This is a genomic window from Thermocatellispora tengchongensis (genome assembly GCF_014202315.1).
GTDB lineage: Bacteria > Actinomycetota > Actinomycetes > Streptosporangiales > Streptosporangiaceae > Thermocatellispora > Thermocatellispora tengchongensis.
This window is the reverse complement of the sequence record NZ_JACHGN010000027.1, coordinates 39,397-56,138: the sequence shown is the minus strand read 5'-3', so window position 1 is coordinate 56,138 and position 16,742 is coordinate 39,397. Positions and strand designations below refer to the sequence as shown.

Annotated in this window: 15 protein-coding genes; 3 read left to right on the top strand and 12 right to left on the bottom strand. The window is 75.9% G+C overall.

From position 1 onward, the window contains the following. Positions 1 to 9: 9 nt before the first annotated feature. The 8 genes from rodA to HNP84_RS43280 all read right to left on the bottom strand — a co-directional run bounded on the left by rodA (position 10) and on the right by HNP84_RS43280 (position 8,795). Positions 10 to 1,152, bottom strand: a complete 1,143-nt coding sequence (gene rodA, locus HNP84_RS43310) for a rod shape-determining protein RodA (RefSeq protein ID WP_312926997.1) — start codon at positions 1,150 to 1,152, stop codon at positions 10 to 12. Beyond that, positions 1,149 to 3,071, bottom strand: coding sequence for a penicillin-binding protein 2 (gene mrdA, locus HNP84_RS43305; protein ID WP_246519398.1), 1,923 nt, complete (start codon positions 3,069 to 3,071; stop codon positions 1,149 to 1,151). The genes rodA and mrdA overlap by 4 nt, the downstream gene beginning before the upstream one ends. Continuing rightward, positions 2,956 to 3,606: a hypothetical protein gene (locus tag HNP84_RS54290; RefSeq protein WP_246519387.1), complete on the bottom strand. Its 651-nt coding sequence runs from the start codon at positions 3,604 to 3,606 to the stop codon at positions 2,956 to 2,958. Before HNP84_RS54290 ends, mrdA begins: the two co-directional genes overlap by 116 nt. After that, on the bottom strand, positions 3,593 to 4,402 hold the full coding sequence (mreC, locus tag HNP84_RS43300) for a rod shape-determining protein MreC (protein ID WP_185055916.1): 810 nt from the start codon (positions 4,400 to 4,402) through the stop codon (positions 3,593 to 3,595). The genes HNP84_RS54290 and mreC overlap by 14 nt, the downstream gene beginning before the upstream one ends. A 43-nt stretch (positions 4,403 to 4,445) precedes the next feature. Next, positions 4,446 to 5,477: a rod shape-determining protein gene (locus HNP84_RS43295; RefSeq protein ID WP_185055915.1), complete on the bottom strand. Its 1,032-nt coding sequence runs from the start codon at positions 5,475 to 5,477 to the stop codon at positions 4,446 to 4,448. A 151-nt stretch (positions 5,478 to 5,628) separates the two neighbouring features. After that, on the bottom strand, positions 5,629 to 6,657 hold the full coding sequence (locus HNP84_RS43290; RefSeq protein WP_185055914.1) for a FecCD family ABC transporter permease: 1,029 nt from the start codon (positions 6,655 to 6,657) through the stop codon (positions 5,629 to 5,631). A 67-nt stretch (positions 6,658 to 6,724) separates the two neighbouring features. After that, complete coding sequence (locus HNP84_RS43285) at positions 6,725 to 7,777, bottom strand: iron chelate uptake ABC transporter family permease subunit (protein WP_185055913.1); 1,053 nt, start codon at positions 7,775 to 7,777, stop codon at positions 6,725 to 6,727. 19 nt (positions 7,778 to 7,796) lie between these two features. Further along, positions 7,797 to 8,795, bottom strand: coding sequence for an ArsR/SmtB family transcription factor (locus tag HNP84_RS43280; protein ID WP_185055912.1), 999 nt, complete (start codon positions 8,793 to 8,795; stop codon positions 7,797 to 7,799). A gap of 77 nt (positions 8,796 to 8,872) precedes the next feature. On the opposite strand from HNP84_RS43280, the gene HNP84_RS43275 reads away from it, so the two are divergent. Continuing rightward, the gene (locus HNP84_RS43275) at positions 8,873 to 10,093 is read left to right on the top strand and encodes an MFS transporter (RefSeq protein ID WP_185055911.1); all 1,221 of its coding nucleotides are present in this window, start codon (positions 8,873 to 8,875) and stop codon (positions 10,091 to 10,093) included. Beyond that, positions 10,090 to 10,731: a response regulator transcription factor gene (locus HNP84_RS43270; RefSeq protein ID WP_185055910.1), complete on the top strand. Its 642-nt coding sequence runs from the start codon at positions 10,090 to 10,092 to the stop codon at positions 10,729 to 10,731. Before HNP84_RS43275 ends, HNP84_RS43270 begins: the two co-directional genes overlap by 4 nt. 18 nt (positions 10,732 to 10,749) lie before the next feature. Here the strand turns inward: HNP84_RS43270 and HNP84_RS43265 are convergent, their stop codons facing one another. The 4 genes from HNP84_RS43265 to HNP84_RS43250 form a co-directional block, all read right to left on the bottom strand. Continuing rightward, complete coding sequence (locus HNP84_RS43265; protein WP_185055909.1) at positions 10,750 to 12,744, bottom strand: bifunctional copper resistance protein CopD/cytochrome c oxidase assembly protein; 1,995 nt, start codon at positions 12,742 to 12,744, stop codon at positions 10,750 to 10,752. Positions 12,745 to 13,852: 1,108 nt separating this feature from the next. Then, a complete protein-coding gene (locus tag HNP84_RS43260; protein WP_185055908.1) occupies positions 13,853 to 14,581 on the bottom strand; it encodes a copper resistance CopC family protein in 729 nt (242 codons plus the stop codon). A 58-nt stretch (positions 14,582 to 14,639) separates the two neighbouring features. Next, positions 14,640 to 15,257 (bottom strand): TetR/AcrR family transcriptional regulator, encoded by a 618-nt coding sequence (locus HNP84_RS43255; RefSeq protein WP_185055907.1) that lies wholly within the window; start codon positions 15,255 to 15,257, stop codon positions 14,640 to 14,642. A gap of 25 nt (positions 15,258 to 15,282) precedes the next feature. Next, a complete protein-coding gene (locus HNP84_RS43250) occupies positions 15,283 to 16,011 on the bottom strand; it encodes a crotonase/enoyl-CoA hydratase family protein (protein WP_221337488.1) in 729 nt (242 codons plus the stop codon). A gap of 66 nt (positions 16,012 to 16,077) precedes the next feature. On the opposite strand from HNP84_RS43250, the gene HNP84_RS43245 reads away from it, so the two are divergent. Continuing rightward, on the top strand, positions 16,078 to 16,719 hold the full coding sequence (locus tag HNP84_RS43245; protein ID WP_221337487.1) for a pyridoxamine 5'-phosphate oxidase family protein: 642 nt from the start codon (positions 16,078 to 16,080) through the stop codon (positions 16,717 to 16,719). Positions 16,720 to 16,742 lie beyond the last annotated feature (23 nt).

Below are 16,742 nucleotides of genomic sequence, written 5' to 3'. Positions count from 1 at the left end.
GCCTGGCCGTCACAGGCGGCGGGCGGTCTGGCGGTGGACCGAGATCAGCACGCCCGCCGCGGCCATGCAGGCCACGACGGAGGACCCGCCGTACGAGACGAACGGCAGCGGCACGCCGACCACCGGCGCGAGGCCGATCGTCATGCCGACGTTGACGAACGTCTGCGCCGCGAACCAGCACACGATCCCGGCCGCGGCCAGAGTCCCGTACGGCGTGACCGCGCGCGAGGCGATGCCCAGCGCGCGCCACAGCACCCACCACAGCAGGAGCAGGACGAGCGCGGCCCCGGCGAAGCCCAGCTCCTCCCCCGCCACGGTGAAGACGAAGTCGGTGTGCTGCTCGGGGACGAACCGGCCGCCGGTCTGGTCGCCGCGGAACAGACCGTGCCCGCCCAGCCCGCCCGAGCCCACGGTGACCAGGGCCTGCACGGCGTTGTAGCCCGCGCCCTGCGGGTCGGCCATCGGGTCGGCGAAGGTGAGCAGCCGCTGCACCTGGTGCGGGCGCAGCAGGCCCAGGAACCACGCCGAGGCCGCCGCCGCGGCGCCGGCCGCCACCAGCAGCGCCAGCCAGCGCCAGCGCACACCGGCGACGACCAGCATGCCGAACGCGGTGACCACCATGATCACGGCGGTGCCGAGGTCGGGCTGGAGCATGATCAGCCCGAGCGGCGCGGCGGTGGCGGCCAGGGCCAGGGCGACCTGCGCGCCGCGCGGCGCCCGCTCCCCGCCCGGCCGGTCGCCGAGCAGGGTGGCCAGGCCGAGCACCAGCGCCACCTTGGCCAGCTCCGACGGCTGCACGTCCAGCGGCCCCACGCCGATCCAGGAGCGCGAGCCGTTGACGGTCTTGCCGAGCGGCGTGAGCACGGCGGCCAGGCCCAGGCAGGACGCCACGTAGGCGGGCGGGGTCCAGGCGCGCAGGGTGCCGTGGTCGGCCAGCGCGACGGCGGTCAGCACGGCCAGCCCGACGAGCACGTTGGCGAGCTGCCGCTTGACGTACGTCTGAGGGTCCTCCCCCGCCGCGAGCAGCCGCGGCCGGGTGGCCGACCACACCAGCAGCAGGCCGATCAGCGACAGCGCGGTGACGGCGGACAGCAGCGGCCAGTCCATGCGTCGGCGGGCGGCCCGCAGGGGCGCGGCCAGGATCGCGGTCACCGGTCGCGCTCCTTCGGCAGCGCGGCCGGGCGGCCCTCCAGGCCGTACATGCCGGACCAGATCTCCCGTACGGCCGGGGCCGCGGCCTCGCCGCCCGAGCCGCCCTGGGAGATCACCGCGACCACGACGTACTCGGGGTCGCGGGCCGGGGCGAAGGAGGCGAACCAGGAGGTGTCCTCCTCGCCGTACGCCTCGGCCGTGCCGGTCTTGCCCGCCACGGCCAGCTTGCCGAACGGGAAGCCGGAGAACGCGGCGGCGGCCGTGCCGGTCCTGGGCACCTCGGCCAGGGCGCGGCGCATGTAGGCGAGCGTCCCGTCCGGGACCGGCAGGCGTCCGGCCACCGGCGGGGTGATGGTGCGCACCACCCGGCCGTCCGGCCCGCGCACCTCCTTGCCCAGGCGCGGGCTGAACAGCGTGCCGCCGTTGGCCAGCGCCGCGTACGCGCGGGCGAGCTGCAGCGGCGTGACCAGCACGTCGCCCTGCCCGATGGAGAAGTTCGCCGCGTCCCCGGCGGTCCAGACGTACCCGCGGGCGCAGTTCTCCGCGGCTATCGCCTTGAGGTAGGCGGCCCGGCCGGGGTCGCTCTGGGCCAGGCGCGGGTAGCCGGTGCGCGCGTCCCGGCACGCCTGCTCCTTGGTCTGCTCCCAGTACTCCCGCTTCCAGTTCCGGTCGGGCACGCGGCCCTCGGCCTCGCCCGGCAGGTCCACGCCGGTCTTCTCGCCGAAGCCGAAGGCGCGGGCCATGGCCTGCATCGGGTCGGCGGGCCGCTCGGCCCGCTCGTCCTTCAGCCACATCTGATGCGCGAACCGGTAGTAGATCGTGTCGCACGACACCACCAGGGCCCGGCGCAGGTCCATGACGCCGTGGGCGACCCCGCCGAAGTTGCGGAAGGCCCGGTCGCCGATCCGGTAGGAGCCCGAGCAGTCGTAGCGGCCGCGCAGGGCGTAACCGGCGTCGGCCGCCGCGGCGGTGGAGACCACCTTCCAGGTGGAGGCGGGCGGCCACTGCCCCTGCACGGCGCGCGCCACCAGCGCCCCGCCGTCGCCCCCGCCGCCGGTCAGGCGCCGGTAGTCCTTGGGGCGGATGCCGCCGGTCCACACCTCCGGGTCGTAGTCCGGGTACGCCGCCATCGCGACCACGCGCCCGGTGCGCGCCTCCATCACCACCGCGGCCCCCGAGTCGGCCGGCCTGCCGTCCTTCCTGGCCCGGTGCACGGCCCGCTCCAGCGCCTTCTCCACCACCTCCTGCACGCTCGCGTCGATGCTGGTGACCAGGGTCGAGCCGGAGACCGGGGCGCGTTCGCGCACCGTGCGCAGCACCTGGCCGGAGCTGTCCACGACGACGTCCTTGCCGCCCGGACGTCCGCGCAGGTCGGCCTCGTAGGCGGCCTCCAGGCCGTCCTTGCCCACCAGGCCGGTCCCGTCCTCGGCGGGGGTGTCGGAGGGGGCGAGGTAGCCGAGCGCGTGCGCGGCGAGCCGGCCGCGCGGGTGGTCGCGTACGGGCTGCGGCTCGGCGCTCACGCCGGGGAAGTCCTCCGGACGCTCCACGACCCGCATGGCGACGCGCTCGTCCACCCCCTCCGCGACCGGGATCGGCCGGTACGGCGATCCGGCCCAGCACGGCTCGGCCACGCCGGGCCCGCACAGCCGGATGCGCTCGGCGATCTCGGCGTACGGGCGGTCCAGGACGCCGGCCAGCCGCCGCAGCACGGCGCGCCCGCCGTCGGGCATGCGGCCCAGCGCGACGCGGTCCACCGTGACGGTCATCGCGGTGCGGTTGCGGGCGAGAGGACGGCCGCGGGCGTCAACGATGCGCCCGCGCACGGCCGGGATGACGACGTGCCGCACGTGGTCGGCGACCGCGGCCCGTGCGTAGCGCTCGCCGTCCAGGATCTGCACCTGCCACAGGCGGCCGAGCAGCGAGACGAACAGCGCGGCCACCATCAGGTGCACCACGAGCAGGCGAGGATGCGAGGGAGGTCGCATCGGTGATCCTCTCTAGCGGTATCCGGTGGCGGTCCCGGCGGCGCCGGGCGAGGAGGAACCACACCAGAGGGCTGAGCAGCAGGTCGTACGGCACGGCGGCCAGCGGGTGCTGGGCGGGCGCGGGCCACACGCCGGGGAGCAGGGCGGCGCAGGCGAAGGCGATGCGGCCGGCCGCGACCCCCAGGGCGATCCCGGCCGGCGCCGGCAGGCCGCGCAGCAGCCCGCACAGGTACCCGGTCAGGCACAGCACCAGCGCGGTACGGCCGGCGGGGGGCAGGGCGGGCGGGATCAGGTCCGTCATCAGGCCCGCGGCGAACCCCGCGACCGCCCCCGCCACGGGCCCGCGGGACAGGCCGGCGACCACGGTCACGAGCAGGACCAGGTCGGGCCGCACGGGCAGCCGCTCGGCCAGCACGACCTGGAGCAGGGGGGCGAGCACGACCGCCGCGGCGAGCCTAGCCCGCGTCATCGCGCGCCCCCTTTCCGGCCGCTGTGATCACTCCCACCACGTCCAGCCTGGTCAGGGCGGCGGCGGGCCGGACGAGGGCGGTGCGGGCCAGCGGGTCGCGCGGCGGATCGACGGCCACCACCGTGCCGACCGGCACCCCCGGCGCGTACGGCCGCCACCCGGCCGACCCCAGCGTCTCCACCCGCTGTCCCACGGCGAGCCGCGCGTCGGCGTCCAGCAGCCGCAGCCGCAGCAGCCCCTCGTGGCCCGATTCCGCGCCCGTGACCGTGCCGATCTCGCCGGTCTCCGCCATCCGGACCCCGACGCCGCCCGCCGGGGCGGTGGGCAGCAGCACGGTCGCGACGGCCGGGCCCGCCTGGACCACCCTGCCGGCGAGCCCGTCGCCGGTCACCACCCCCATGCCGGCGGCGACGCCGTCGCGGGTGCCGGCGTCGATCGTCACGGTGTGCCCGCGGGCCGCGATGACGGCGGCGGTGACGAGGCCGAGCCGCGGGTGCGCGGCCCGTACGGCGCCACCCCGCTCCTCGCGCTCGCGGGCCGCGCGCTCGGCCCACAGCTCCGCCGCGAGCTGCGCGTTGCGCCGCTCCAGCTCGCGCACGCGGCTCTGGGCGTCGCCCGCGCCCGCCAGGCCGGTCACCGGCCGGGCCGCCGCCGCGAGCGCGTGCTCGGCCGGGCCCGTGACGGCCGCGCCGAGCCCGCGCAAAACGGAGGCGTGGCCCCGCATGTCCAGGGTGATCAGCACCGCGCAGGCGACGACCAGCACGGCGAGCAGGCGGGAAGGACGAAATAGGCGCATGTCACTCCCCCGTGTCGGAAAAAGAAACCCTGCCGGTACGCCCTCAGCGCCGCGGCTCGGGCACCAGCACGCCGTTCAGCCGGCCGAACTCCTCCACGCAGCGGCCCGACCCCAGCACCACCGAGTGCAGCGGGTTGTCCACCGCCCTGATCGGCATGCCGGTCGCCTCGGCGAGGCGGCGGTCCAGCCCGCGCAGCAGGGCCCCGCCGCCGGTCAGCGTGATGCCGGTCTGCACCAGGTCGCCGGCCAGCTCGGGCGGGCACTGGTCCAGGGCCGTCTGCACCGCGTCGATGATCATGTGCACCGGCTCCTCGATCGCCTCGCGCACCTCGTCGGCGGTGACCATGACGGTCCGGGGCAGGCCGCTGACCAGGTCGCGCCCGCGGACCTCCATCTTGGCCTCCTCCTGCTGCGGCCAGGCGTAGCCGATGCCGATCTTGACCTCCTCGGCGGTCCGCTCGCCGAGCAGCAGGGAGTACTCCTTCTTGACGTAGGAGATGATGGCCTGGTCCAGCTCGTCGCCGCCGACCCGCAGCGAGCGGGCGGTGACGATCCCGCCCAGCGAGATCACCGCCACCTCGGTGGTGCCGCCGCCGATGTCGACGACCATGCTGCCGACCGCCTCGTGCACCGGCAGCCCCGCCCCGATCGCGGCGGCCATGGGCTCCTCGATGATGTACACCCGCCGCGCGCCCGCCTGGTATCCCGCCTCCTTTACGGCGCGCTGCTCGACGCCGGTGGTGCCGCTGGGCACGGCGACGACGACGCGCGGCTGGACGAAGTAGCGCCGGCGGTGCACCTTCTGGATGAAGTAGCGCAGCATCTGCTCGGCGACGTCGAGATCGGTGATGACCCCGTCGGCGAGCGGGCGGATGGCGATGATGTGCCCGGGGGTGCGGCCGATCATCCGTTTCGCCTCGGCGCCCACCGCGACGATCTTCTCCGTGCGGGTGTTCAAGGCCACCACGGAGGGCTCGTCCAGGACGATGCCCCGGTTGCGCACATACACCAGGGTGTTGGCCGTACCGAGATCGACTGCCATGTCACGGCCGAGGAGATCCAGGAAAGACCGCATCGCACACAATCCTCGTAGGGGGACGGGAAGGGCTGCCTGACCGGTGATTCCACCTCAACGCTTAGCACTCTCAATCATAGAGTGCTAATAGAGATCTAACACTTTCACGCCGTTCGCGCAATTCCAGGACGGGCGTGTCGCGCCCTCGCGCTCAGGCCCGGCCGCGCCGCGCCTCGGCCGCCAGCAGCCAGGCCAGGTACACCCCGCCGAGCACGCCGGTGACCACCCCGACCGGCACCGGGACCGGCAGCTTCAGCGACACCAGGTCGGCGCAGACGAGCAGGGCCGCGCCCATCGCCGCGGCCGGCAGGAGCTGCGGGCCGGTGCGGCGGGTCAGCCTGCGGGCGAGCTGCGGGGCCGCGAGGGCCACGAACGGCACCGGTCCCGCGGCGGCGGTGGCCGCCGCGCACAGCCCCACCCCGGCCACGACCAGGACGGCCCGCGAGCGCTGCACCGGCACGCCCAGCGCCTGCGCCGCGTCGTCGCCCAGCTCGCCCATGCGCAGCGCCCGCCCGGACGCCAGCGCCAGCGGGACCAGCACCAGCACCGCCAACGCGAGCGGGCGCGCGTGGTCCCAGCCCCGGTTGTTCAGGCTGCCGGTCAGCCAGAACGCCGCCTCGTACGCCTCGCGCAGCTCGGCCCGGGTGATCAGGTACGCGTTCAGCGCCTCCAGCATCGCCGCCGCGGCCACGCCCACCAGCACCAGCCGCATGCCGTGCACACCGTGCCCGCGCCGGTAGGCGACCGCGTACACGGCCAGCGCGGTCAGCACCGCCCCCGCAACCGAACCGGCGGCCACGGCCGCGGCCCCGCCGCCGAGCACCAGGATCTGCACCAGGGCGCCGGTCGCGGAACCCGTGCTGAACCCGATCAGGTCGGGGCTGCCCAGCGGGTTGCGCGACATGCTCTGGAAGATCGCCCCGCTCATGCCGAGCGCCAGCCCGGCCAGCGCCCCGGTGACCGCGCGCGGCAGCCGCAGCGTGGTCACGATGAACTCGGTGCCCGGGTGCCCCTGCCCGGTCAGCGCCTGCAGCACCTCGCCCACGGTGATCGGCACGTCCCCGGTGCCCACGACGACCACGGCCGCGGCCAGCGCCGCCCCGGCCAGCACCAGGCAGATCGCCGCCGCACGCGGCTCCCACCGCAGCGAGAGTCCCCCCGCCCGCAGCACGCGGCTCACAGCCCCTCCTTCGTCGGGGCTGTGAGCCGGAGACTGCTGTGCTCACCGGTTCGCTCGCTACGCTCGCTCACAGTTTCGGCACCCTTCCCCGGCGGACCATCAGGGCGAAGATCGGCGCCCCCAGGAACGCGGTGACGATCCCGGTCTCCAGCTCGCCCGGCGGCACCACGAGCCGTCCGGCGATGTCGGCCGCCAGCAGCAGCACCGGCGCGAGCAGCGCCGAGTACGGCAGCACCCACCGCTGGTCGGGCCCCACCAGCGCCCGCACCACGAACGGCACCGCGAGCCCGACGAACGCGATCGGCCCGGCGGCGGCGGTGGCCGCGCCGCACAGCAGCACGACCGCGACCGCGCCCAGCGCCCGGGTGCGCTCGGGCCGCGCCCCCAGGGACCGCCCGGCGTCCTCGCCCAGGGCCAGCGCGTTCAGCGGCCGGGCCAGCAGCAGCGCGATGAGCACCCCGGCCCCCAGGAACGGCAGCACCCGGAGCAGCGTGCCCAGGTCGCGCCCGGCCAGCGACCCCACCTGCCAGAACCGGAACCCGCCGAAGCTGCGCGGGCTGAGCAGCATGATCCCGTTCGTGAGCGCCACGGCCACCGCGTTGACCGCGGCCCCGGCCAGCACCAGCCGCCCCGGCGAGGCCACGGCCCGTCCGCGCGAGCCGATCAGGTAGACCGCCACCGCCGCCACCGCGGCCCCGGCGAAGGCGGCCCACACGTACACCAGCACGTCGTCCACCCGCAGCAGCGCGATCACCGACACCACGGCGACCGCCGCGCCGCCGTTCACCCCGAGCAGCCCCGGCTCGGCCAGCGGGTTGCGCGTCAGCGCCTGCATCAGCGCCCCGGCCAGCCCCAGCGCCACGCCGACGGCCAGCCCGAGCAGCGTACGCGGCAGCCGCAGCTCCTGCACGATCAGCGCGCTCTGCGAGCCGTCGGGCGCGAACACCCCCGCGACCGCCCGCTCGAACGGGATCGACTGCGCCCCCAGCGCGACGCTGGCCACCACCGTCAGCGCCAGCACCCCGCCCAGCACGACCAGCCCGGCGAACCGCCACCCCGCCCGCCGTACGGGGACGGCCTCCTGGGACACGGCTCCAGAAGGCGGGGCGGAAGAGATCACGCCTTTAGGCTAGCCTAACTTAAGGTCCCGGATCAGCGCCGTACTCCGCCCGGCGATCCTGGGCCTGGAGGAGGGCCTCGGCGGCGGGGGTGCGGTAGTAGAGGACGGAGCGGCCGGCGCGGCGGCGGGTCACCAGGCCGGCGTCCAGCAGGATCTTCAGGTGGCGGCCCACCGACCCCAGGGCCTGGCCGGTCAGGGCGACGAGCTGGGTGGTGCTCTTGGGGGTGTCCAGGAGGACCAGGACCGTGGCGCGGGCCGGGCCGAGCAGGCGGCCGAGCGATTCGGGGACCGGGGTGCGGGCGGGGTCGGCGAGGGCGCCCGAGCAGGGGTAGATGACGGCGTAGCGGCGGGGGGCGTCCCAGGAGACCCAGCCCTTGCCGGGGGTGACCGGGACGAACAGGAGCTGGGCGCCGGAGATCACCCGGGGCGGGTTGTCGTGGGCGTTGATCTGGAGCCGGCCCTCGCCGAGCCAGCGCATGCCGGGGCGCATGCCGCCCAGGGCGGCGGCCCAGCCGCCCTGGCCCAGGCGGGCGGTGCGGGCGACCACGTCGGCCTCGATGACCCGGCGGCGCCGGGGCCAGGTGGGCAGGACGGTCTCGTGCCAGACCCAGCGCAGCAGGTCCGCCATGCGCGCGGGCAGGTCGTCGCGGTGCAGCTCGGCCGGGAGGGGTCCGCGCAGGGAGAGGGTGAGGTCGTCGCGGGCGGAGCCGGGCGGGGCCGCGCGGACGCGATCCAGCTCCTCCTCGAAGCAGGGGTCGTCCTCGCCGGTGGGGGTGGGCACGAGGAAGTCGGCGATCCAGCGGCGGCCGAGGGCGGCGCTCACCAGGAGCGCGGTGACCGGGTCGGCCGCCAGCCGCTCGCGGTACGCGGGCAGGTGCGCGTCGAGCCAGGCGCGTTCGCCCGGGTGCCCGGCGACGGCGCGGTGCAGGACGATCAGGCTCGCGGTGGCCTCGGCCAGCGGGGAGACGGCGAACCGGCTGCCGGCGAGGGTGTCGGCGTTGACCTGCCACCAGCCCATGGCACCCCTTTTTCGGAGGTTTCGCGTGCGTGCGAAACAGTAACGGGCCGGCAGCCGCCCTGCCGAGACTCCGGTCCGTGGCTACGTATCGGGAGTTGTGGCGTACGCCGGGATTCGCCGCCCTGTTCGGGACCGGCACCCTGATGGTGGGGGCGTCCACGGTGAGCGGGCTGGCGCTCGGCACGCTGGTGTTCGCGGCGACCGGATCGCCGCTGCTGTCGGCCCTGAGCATGTTCGGGCCCTCGCTGGCCCAGGCGGTGGGCGCGACCGCGCTGCTGTCGGCGGCCGACCGGCTGCCGCCGCGGGCCGCGCTGACGGGCGTGGAGGTCGTCTTCGCCCTGGGCACGCTGCTGCTGGCCGTGCCGGGGCTGCACCTGGCGGCGATGTTCGCCGTGGTGCTGGCGCTCGGCATGCTCGCCGCCGTGGCCGGGGGCGTGCGCTACGGGCTGCTGACCGAGATCCTGCCGCGCGAGGACTACCTGCTGGGCCGCTCGGTGCTGAACATGTCGGTCGGAGCGGTGCAGATCTGCGGGTTCGCCGCCGGCGGCGCGCTGATCGCGGTGCTCTCCCCGGGGCAGACCCTCCTCGCCGCCGCCGCGCTCCACCTCGCCGCCGCCGCGGTCGCCCGCTTCGGGCTGCGGCGCAGGCCGCCGCGCGCCGCCGGGCGGCCGTCGATCGCGGAGACCTGGCGCGGCAACGTCCTGCTGTGGTCCTCGCGGCCCCGCCGGTACGTCTACCTGGCGCTGTGGGTGCCGAACGGCCTGATCGTGGGGTGCGAGTCGCTGTACGTCCCGTACGCCCCCGGGCACGCGGGTTTGCTGTTCGCCTGCGCCGCCCTCGGCATGCTCGCCGGCGACACGCTGACCGGCCGGTTCACCCCGCCCGCCTGGCGCGGGCGGCTGGACGCCCCGCTGCGCCTGCTGCTGGCGGTGCCGTACCTGGTCTTCGCGCTGGACCCGGCGCTGCCGGTCGCGGTGGCCGCCGTCACCCTGGCCTCGGTCGGGTACGCCGCGAGCCTGCTGCTCCAGGACCGGCTGCTGGCCCTGACCCCGGAGGAGATGAGCGGGCACGCCCTGGGCCTGCACTCGGCGGGGATGGTGACCATGCAGGGCGTCGGCGCGGGGATCGCGGGCGCGGTGGCCGAGCACACCGGCCCGGCGACGGCGATGGCGGTGATGGCGGTGGCTTCGGTGGCGGTCACGCTGGCGCTCGTACCCGGCCTGCGCGCGGACCCCTCGGGCGGCGGGACTTTCGCCCCTACTGGCGGCGGCGAGGGGAGGGATAGCGTTGCGTCATGATTCGCGTGTTCCTCGTAGACGACCACGAGGTCGTGCGCCGGGGCGTGGCCGCGTTGCTGGAGTCCGAGGACGACATCGAGGTGGTCGGCGAGGCCGGCACCGCCGAGTCGGCCGTCGCCCGCATCCCGGCCCTGCGGCCCGACGTCGCCGTGCTCGACGTGCGCCTGCCCGACGGCAACGGCGTGGACGTCTGCCGCGAGGTCCGCTCCCGGGTGCCGGAGCTGGCCTGCCTGATGCTGACCTCCTTCGCCGACGACGAGGCGCTGTTCGACGCGGTCATGGCGGGCGCGGCGGGCTACGTGCTCAAGCAGATCCACGGCTCGGACCTGGTCGGCGCGGTACGGACGGTCGCCTCGGGCCAGTCGCTGCTCGACCCGCAGACCACCGCCGCGATGCTGGCGCGGCTGCGCGACCAGACGGCCCGCAAGGACCCGCTCGGCGCGCTGTCGGAGCAGGAGCGGCACATCCTGGAGCTGATCGGCGAGGGGCTGACCAACCGGCAGATCGGCGAGCGGCTGTTCCTGGCCGAGAAGACCGTCAAGAACTACGTCTCCAACCTGCTGGCCAAGCTCAACATGCAGCGCCGCACCCAGGCCGCCGCGCTGGCGGCCCGGATCAAGGCCGAGCGGCACACCTGACCGCCCCGGCCGCGACGGTCAGGGCAGGAACCGGGCGCGGGCGCGCCGCCTGCCCCGGCGGCGGCGTCCGGCGAGCAGCGCGAGCAGGCCGAGCAGGGCGGTGACCGTGAGCAGGCCCCACAGGGCGCCGCCCGCGTCCTGCGCCACCGCCGGATCGGGGGCCCACGGCAGGCGCAGCCGGGCGAACCACTCCGGGGCGATCGGCGGCCCCAGGATCACGGCGAGCGCGACCAGCGTGACGCCGGGGATCGCGATCCGCGCCATCAGCCGGCGGGTGCCCAGGTCGAGCCCGCCGGCACCGCCCAGGACCACGCCGAAGAACAACAGGCCCGAGCCGAGCGTGGCGAGCACGGCGAGCAGGTGGACGGCGTGGCCGGATTGGGCGGGCTCGTACAGGCCGCCGAGGTAGAGGGCCACGGGCGGGACGGCGAAGGCCACCAGCACGACCGGCGGGCGGGTCAGCGGCAGCAGGCGGCGCACGCACGCCTCGGCGCGCTCGCCGCACACGCGGGTGGCGAGGGTGACGGGCGCGCCGCGTACCAGGAGGACCGGGGCCACGACGCCGAGCATCACGTGCTGCACGGCGTGCACGGAGAACAACGCCGGCGCGTACGCCGCGACGCCCCCGGCCAGCGCGAACGCCAGCACCGCCACCCCGCAGAACCAGGCGAGCACGCGGTGGCGCGGCCAGGTCTCCCCCGCCCCGCGCAGGCGGCGCAGCCCCGCCGCGTACGCCAGCGCGGCCCCGGCCAGGGACAGCAGGATGAGCGGGTCGGGCCGCCACAGCGTGACCAGGCGGGCCGGGTCGAGCACCGGCAGGTCGTAGCCGAGCAGCACCCGCGCGACGCTCAGGTCCTGCGCGGTCACCGGCGGCGGGGTGCGCGACAGCGCGACCGCCAGCCCGGCCGCCGCCGCCATCACCATGATCTCCCCGGCCGCGAGCCGCAGGAACGGCCGCCACGCGGTACGCCCCTCGCGCAGCCCCGCCACGGTGGTGCTCCGGTGCCGCCACCCGATGTAGCCGAGCGCGCCCAGCAGCACGATCTTGCCCAGCACCAGCACGCCGTAGGCGGAGCCGAAGAGCTCCGCGGGCCCGCCCGTCCTGACCCAGGCGCCGGCCAGCCCGGACACGCCGGTGGCGGCGAAGCAGGCCAGCGCGACCGCGCTGAACCGGGTGACCGCGGCGGGCAGCTCGGCGCGCGCCCCGCGCAGCGGGAACACGATCGCGGCCAGCCCGCCGATCCACAGCGCGACGGCCACGGTGTGCACCAGCATGCCGGAGGTGGCCACCATGTGGTCGTCGCCGGTGGCGGCGTGCCCGGCGTACGCGGCGGGCAACAGCCCGAGCACCGCCGTGCCGAGAAGCGCCGCGGCCCCCTCCCGCCGCCTGACCAGGTGCCCGCCGACCGCCACGGCCAGCGCCGCGGCCACGGTGAGGAGCATCGCCCGCGTAGGGGCGAGCGAGAGCGCGAGCCCGGCCAGTCCGTCCACGGAGCCGAGCCCGGTGAGCGGCACGGTCACGAAGTCGGCCAGCGCCAGCAACACGGCGAACGCCGCGCAGGCGGCCCACCCGAGCGCCCACAACCCGGCGGCGCGCACGCAACGCGCGGCGGGTCCGGCCAGGGCGCCCCGCGACCGCACCAGGACCGCCGCCCCGAGCAGCATGCCCACGGTGAGGATGGCGCACGCGTCACGGGCGAGCTGCGTCACCGGTATCGCCCACGCCACGAAGGCCCCCGGGCTCGGCAGCCCACCGGCCTCCGCCGGGAGCGGCTGCCCGCCACCGAGCCACAGCCCGATCAGCATGACGAACAGGGCGTACCCGGCGGCCATCAGCGCTACGACCCACACCGGCCGCTCGCCCCCCGCCGCCCCCGGCATCACAACCAGCCGGAACCGCCCCCCGCTCCCCTCGCGCGCCGACTCCCCCCGCGACTCCGGCCGCACCGGCATGGGCGAGGGCCCGAACGCCGCCAGCGGCATATTCGCCACCATGTCCGGACGCACAGCCATGTCCGAAGCCACGTCCGAAGCCATGTCCGAAGCCATGTCCGAAGCCCTGTCCGGACGCGGCATGCTCGGGGGCGTAGGCTCAGCGGCGCCACCCCCCTGCGGCCAGGCCCCGGACAGCAGCCGCGTGTCCGAGGCCCCCCACAACCCGGCCGCCCCCCTACCGGCATCCGCGTCCCCCCACCGCCCGCCACCGGCGACCGCCGCGTCGCCCTGCTCCTCCCAGGACTCGAAGAAGGACCACCCCCCACGCCCGCCCGCCGCCCCCCGATCCCGCCCCGGCGCAGCGCCGGAGGCGGCAGGCTCGGCAACCGATGCGGACCACGAGAACGCCCCACCCCCCGCCGCCCGCCCCTCCGCCCGCAACGCACCCCGAGCCGGACCCGAAGACGGCGACGAACCGCCAGACACCGGTTGCGGAGACGCACGCACGGAGGGATCGGAGGCCGGGTGGGGGTGACCGGCGGAGGTGGCGGGGTCGGAAACGGGTGCGGGCCACGAGAACGCCCCCGTGCTCGGCACGGCCTCCGTCTCCAACGGGAAGGGCCCCCAAGCCGGTCCCGAAGACGGCGACGAACCGGTGGGTACCGGGGACGGCGCGGGCCGCGCACGCGGTGGTGCCGAAGGTGGTGCCACATCCGGCCAGCCCTCATCGGACCGGGCCCCATCCGGCCGCACCCCATCCGATCGCGCCCCATCCGGCCACATCCCATCCGGCCACGCCCCATCCGGCGGCGCGACGGCGGAGGCGGCGGGGTCGGGAACCGGTGCAGGCCACGGGAACGCCCCACCACCCGCCGCCGCCTGCCCCTCCGGCCGCAACGGCACCCGAGCCGGGCCCGAAGACGGCGACGAACCGCCAGGCATCGGGGGCGGCGCGGGCCGCGCAGGCGGTGGTGCCGGAGGTGGTGCCCCATCCGGCCACATCCCATCCGGCCGCACCCCACCTGCCTGGGCCGTATCCGGCGAGGGCTCGGGGGTCGGGTGGGGGGTGGGCTCGGGAGGGAGGGTCACCCAGGGGAGCGGGGTGACTGTGGCGTAGCCGGAAGGTGGGCGGCGGGGCTTGCGGTCGCGGGGCTTGCGCTCGTGGCGGCCTCCGCGGGCGGCGCGGTCAGGTGTCTTGGGCATCGGCGGCTCCTCTCCTCGCCCGGAGCGTCAGCACCACTGCGGCGGCCAGCAGGACCGGGGCCACGACGAGCAGGGCCAGCGGGATCATGCCGGGGCCGTCGTCCGCGGAGGGGGCGGCGGCGGTTCCGGCGGGTCCCGGGGGCGGCTGGGGGGCGGCGGTGCGGCCCGCTTCCCTGGACGTGCCGGAGTCGGCGGAAGCGTCCCTCTGGGCGGAAGTGCTCGTGTCCGGCGCCGTGGCGGGGTCTTCGTGATCTCCGGTGTCGGCGGGGGCGCTTTGGGCTTGGTCTTCCTTTGCCTTCTCCGCCGCATCAGCCGCGTCCGCCGGATCGGCCGCGGACTCGGTGAGGGTGAAGGCGAGTTCGCCGGTGATCGGGTGGCCGTCGGCGGAGACGACGCGGTAGGCGATCGTGTAGCGGCCGGGCCGCTGTGGCGGGTCTACGCGCTGTCTGACCTTGTCGGCCGTGACGGTGGGGTCGCCGCTGTCGGCGCGGTCGCCACCGGGGCCGCGTACCTGGACGATCGCGGCGCGGGGCAGGACCTCGTCGTTGAAGTCCAGCAGGATCGTCGCGGGGGCCCGGTCCAGCACGGCGCCGTCGGCGGGTGTGCTGGCTTCGAGCACGTTGTGCGCGGAGGCGGGGGACGCGGCGGCGGCGATCCCCCAGCAGATCACGAGGGCGGCGGTCGCTGCTCGGCGCAGCTTGGACCCAGGCATGCGCGGCTCCTTCGCCAGAGGCGGTCGAAGGTAGGTACGCCGCGCCGCCGCGCGCAGTTCAGCCCGGCGGGGGCCCGTTTCCGGGCCGGGACGCCAGGCCGTCGAGGACCGCCCGCACCGCCAGGGCCCAGCGGCGGTCCACCGACTCCTCCGACGTGCCGAGGCGGTGGGTGAGCTCGGCGGCGGCCATGCCCTGGACCAGCGCGACCAGGACGTGGGCGGCGTCCACCGGGTCGCCCGCGAGCACGCCGGCCTCGGCCGCGCGGCGTACGCGGGCGACGACGAACGCGCGCACCGAGCCGCCGGCCTCGATCTCGGCCGGGCCGGGGTCGAAGTCGGCGAACGGGCGGGAGAACATCACCGCGGCCAGCACCGGGTTCTCGCGCAGGAACGCCCGGTAGACCTCGGCGAGCCGTTCCAGGTCGGCCCGGGGGTCGGCGGTCTCGGGCACCTCGCCGAGGCGGGCGCGCAGCAGCCGGAACCCGGCGAAGAACACCTCGCGTACGAGGCCGGCCTTGTCGCCGAACAGCTCGTAGATGGCCGGGGTGGAGGTCCCGGCCTCGCGGGCGACGTTGCGCGCGGTGAAGGCGGCGACGCCCTCGTTCGCGAGCAGGCCGACGGCGGCGTCCAGCACGCGTTCGCGCAGCTCGGGAGTGCGCTGCTTGGCCCTCGGCATGGTGTGGATCGTAGCCGGGCGGGGGTCAGGGAGCGGGCGTCAGCTCGGCGCGGTCGGCCTCGATGGCGGCGCGCAGGGCGGCCAGCGCGGGGCCGCGGACGCGGCGCTTGGTGGCGGCGTGGGCGGCGCGGTCGAGCCCGGCCAGCGCGAGGGCGGTCTCGCGCGCCGTCTTCTCCAGCTCGGCCGCGTCCACGACGCGGTCCAGGAACCCGGCGGCGACCGCCTCCTCGGGCGGGAACACCTCGGCCAGGACGAGCGCCCGCTCGCGGAAGGCGGGCGTGAGCCGCTGGGCGCAGATCTCGACCGCGGCGCGCGGCATGGTGATGCCGATGGCGACCTCGTTGGTGGCGATCTTGTACGGCCCGCGCGCCCCGATCCGGTGGTCGGCGCAGGCCAGCAGGAACGCGGCCATCGCCATCGCGTGCCCGCCGCACGCGGCGACGACGGGGGCCGGGAAGCCGAGCACCCGCTCGGCCAGCGTGAAGCCGGCGGCGACCAGGTCGCGCATCGCGGTCCCGCCCGCCGCGAGCACCTTCAGGTCGAACCCGGCGGAGAAGATCCCCTCGCGGCCGGTGAGCAGGACCACCGCGCCGTCGGCGGCGGCGCGGTCGAGCGCGGCGTCCAGCTCGGCGAGCATGCGCGGCGACAGCGCGTTCGCCTTGCCGTCGTCCATGGTGATCGTGGCCACCGGCCCGTCCAGCCGGTACGTGACGAGCGCGCCGTCCACGCACGCCTCCAGGAGGTTTCGTGACAATGTTACGGAACAAAGTTACGGTGAACCGGGGTCGGTGTCCAGAGCACCGTCCTGGATGATGGGGGAATGCGAGATGAGATCACGGCCGGCATGCGGGTGCTCGGCACGGAGGCCGAGCTCCGCGAGTTCGTCAAGCCCCCGCACGAGTCCATCGCCAACAAGGGCACCGACCACATCGACGAGCAGTCGCGCCGGTTCATCGAGGCGTCGCCGTTCTTCCTGCTGGCCACCGCCGACGAGGAGGGGAACGTCGATGTGTCCCCGCGCGGCGACCCGGCGGGCAGCGTGCTGGTCCTGGACGACAAGCGGCTGGCCATCGCCGACCGCAGGGGCAACCGCCGCCTGGACAGCATGCGCAACATCCTCAGCCGCCCGCGCGTGGGCACCCTGTTCATCATCCCGGGCGTGAACGAGACCCTGCGCGTCAACGGCAGGGCCTCGATCGTGACGGGGGCGCCGTTCCTGGAGCGGATGACCGTCCAGGGCAAGACGCCCGACCTGGCCATCGTGGTGGAGGTCGAGGAGCTGTTCCTGCACTGCGCGAAGGCGTTCCTGCGCTCCTCGCTGTGGGACCACACCACCTGGCCCGACCGGCGCAACGTGCCCAGCGCGGGCAGCCTGGTGCGCAGCCAGCAGGGGGACGACCGGATCGACGAGGCGGAGGTGAACGCGGCCCTGGACCGGGACGCGCGCGAGAACCAGTACTGACCGGCCCGCCGCGCCCCGGTCCC

What these genes read in the sequence shown, in the direction of transcription:
- HNP84_RS54290 (WP_246519387.1), bottom strand. Translation starts at nt 3,606, where the DNA reads ATGACGCGGGCTAGGCTCGCCGCGGCGGTCGTGCTCGCCCCCCTGCTC.
- mreC (WP_185055916.1), bottom strand. Translation starts at nt 4,402, where the DNA reads ATGCGCCTATTTCGTCCTTCCCGCCTGCTCGCCGTGCTGGTCGTCGCC.
- HNP84_RS43265 (WP_185055909.1), bottom strand. Translation starts at nt 12,744, where the DNA reads ATGGCTGTGCGTCCGGACATGGTGGCGAATATGCCGCTGGCGGCGTTC.
- HNP84_RS43270 (WP_185055910.1), top strand. Translation starts at nt 10,090, where the DNA reads ATGATTCGCGTGTTCCTCGTAGACGACCACGAGGTCGTGCGCCGGGGC.
- HNP84_RS43245 (WP_221337487.1), top strand. Translation starts at nt 16,078, where the DNA reads ATGCGAGATGAGATCACGGCCGGCATGCGGGTGCTCGGCACGGAGGCC.
- HNP84_RS43255 (WP_185055907.1), bottom strand. Translation starts at nt 15,257, where the DNA reads ATGCCGAGGGCCAAGCAGCGCACTCCCGAGCTGCGCGAACGCGTGCTG.
- HNP84_RS43280 (WP_185055912.1), bottom strand. Translation starts at nt 8,795, where the DNA reads ATGGGCTGGTGGCAGGTCAACGCCGACACCCTCGCCGGCAGCCGGTTC.
- HNP84_RS43260 (WP_185055908.1), bottom strand. Translation starts at nt 14,581, where the DNA reads ATGCCTGGGTCCAAGCTGCGCCGAGCAGCGACCGCCGCCCTCGTGATC.
- HNP84_RS43295 (WP_185055915.1), bottom strand. Translation starts at nt 5,477, where the DNA reads ATGCGGTCTTTCCTGGATCTCCTCGGCCGTGACATGGCAGTCGATCTC.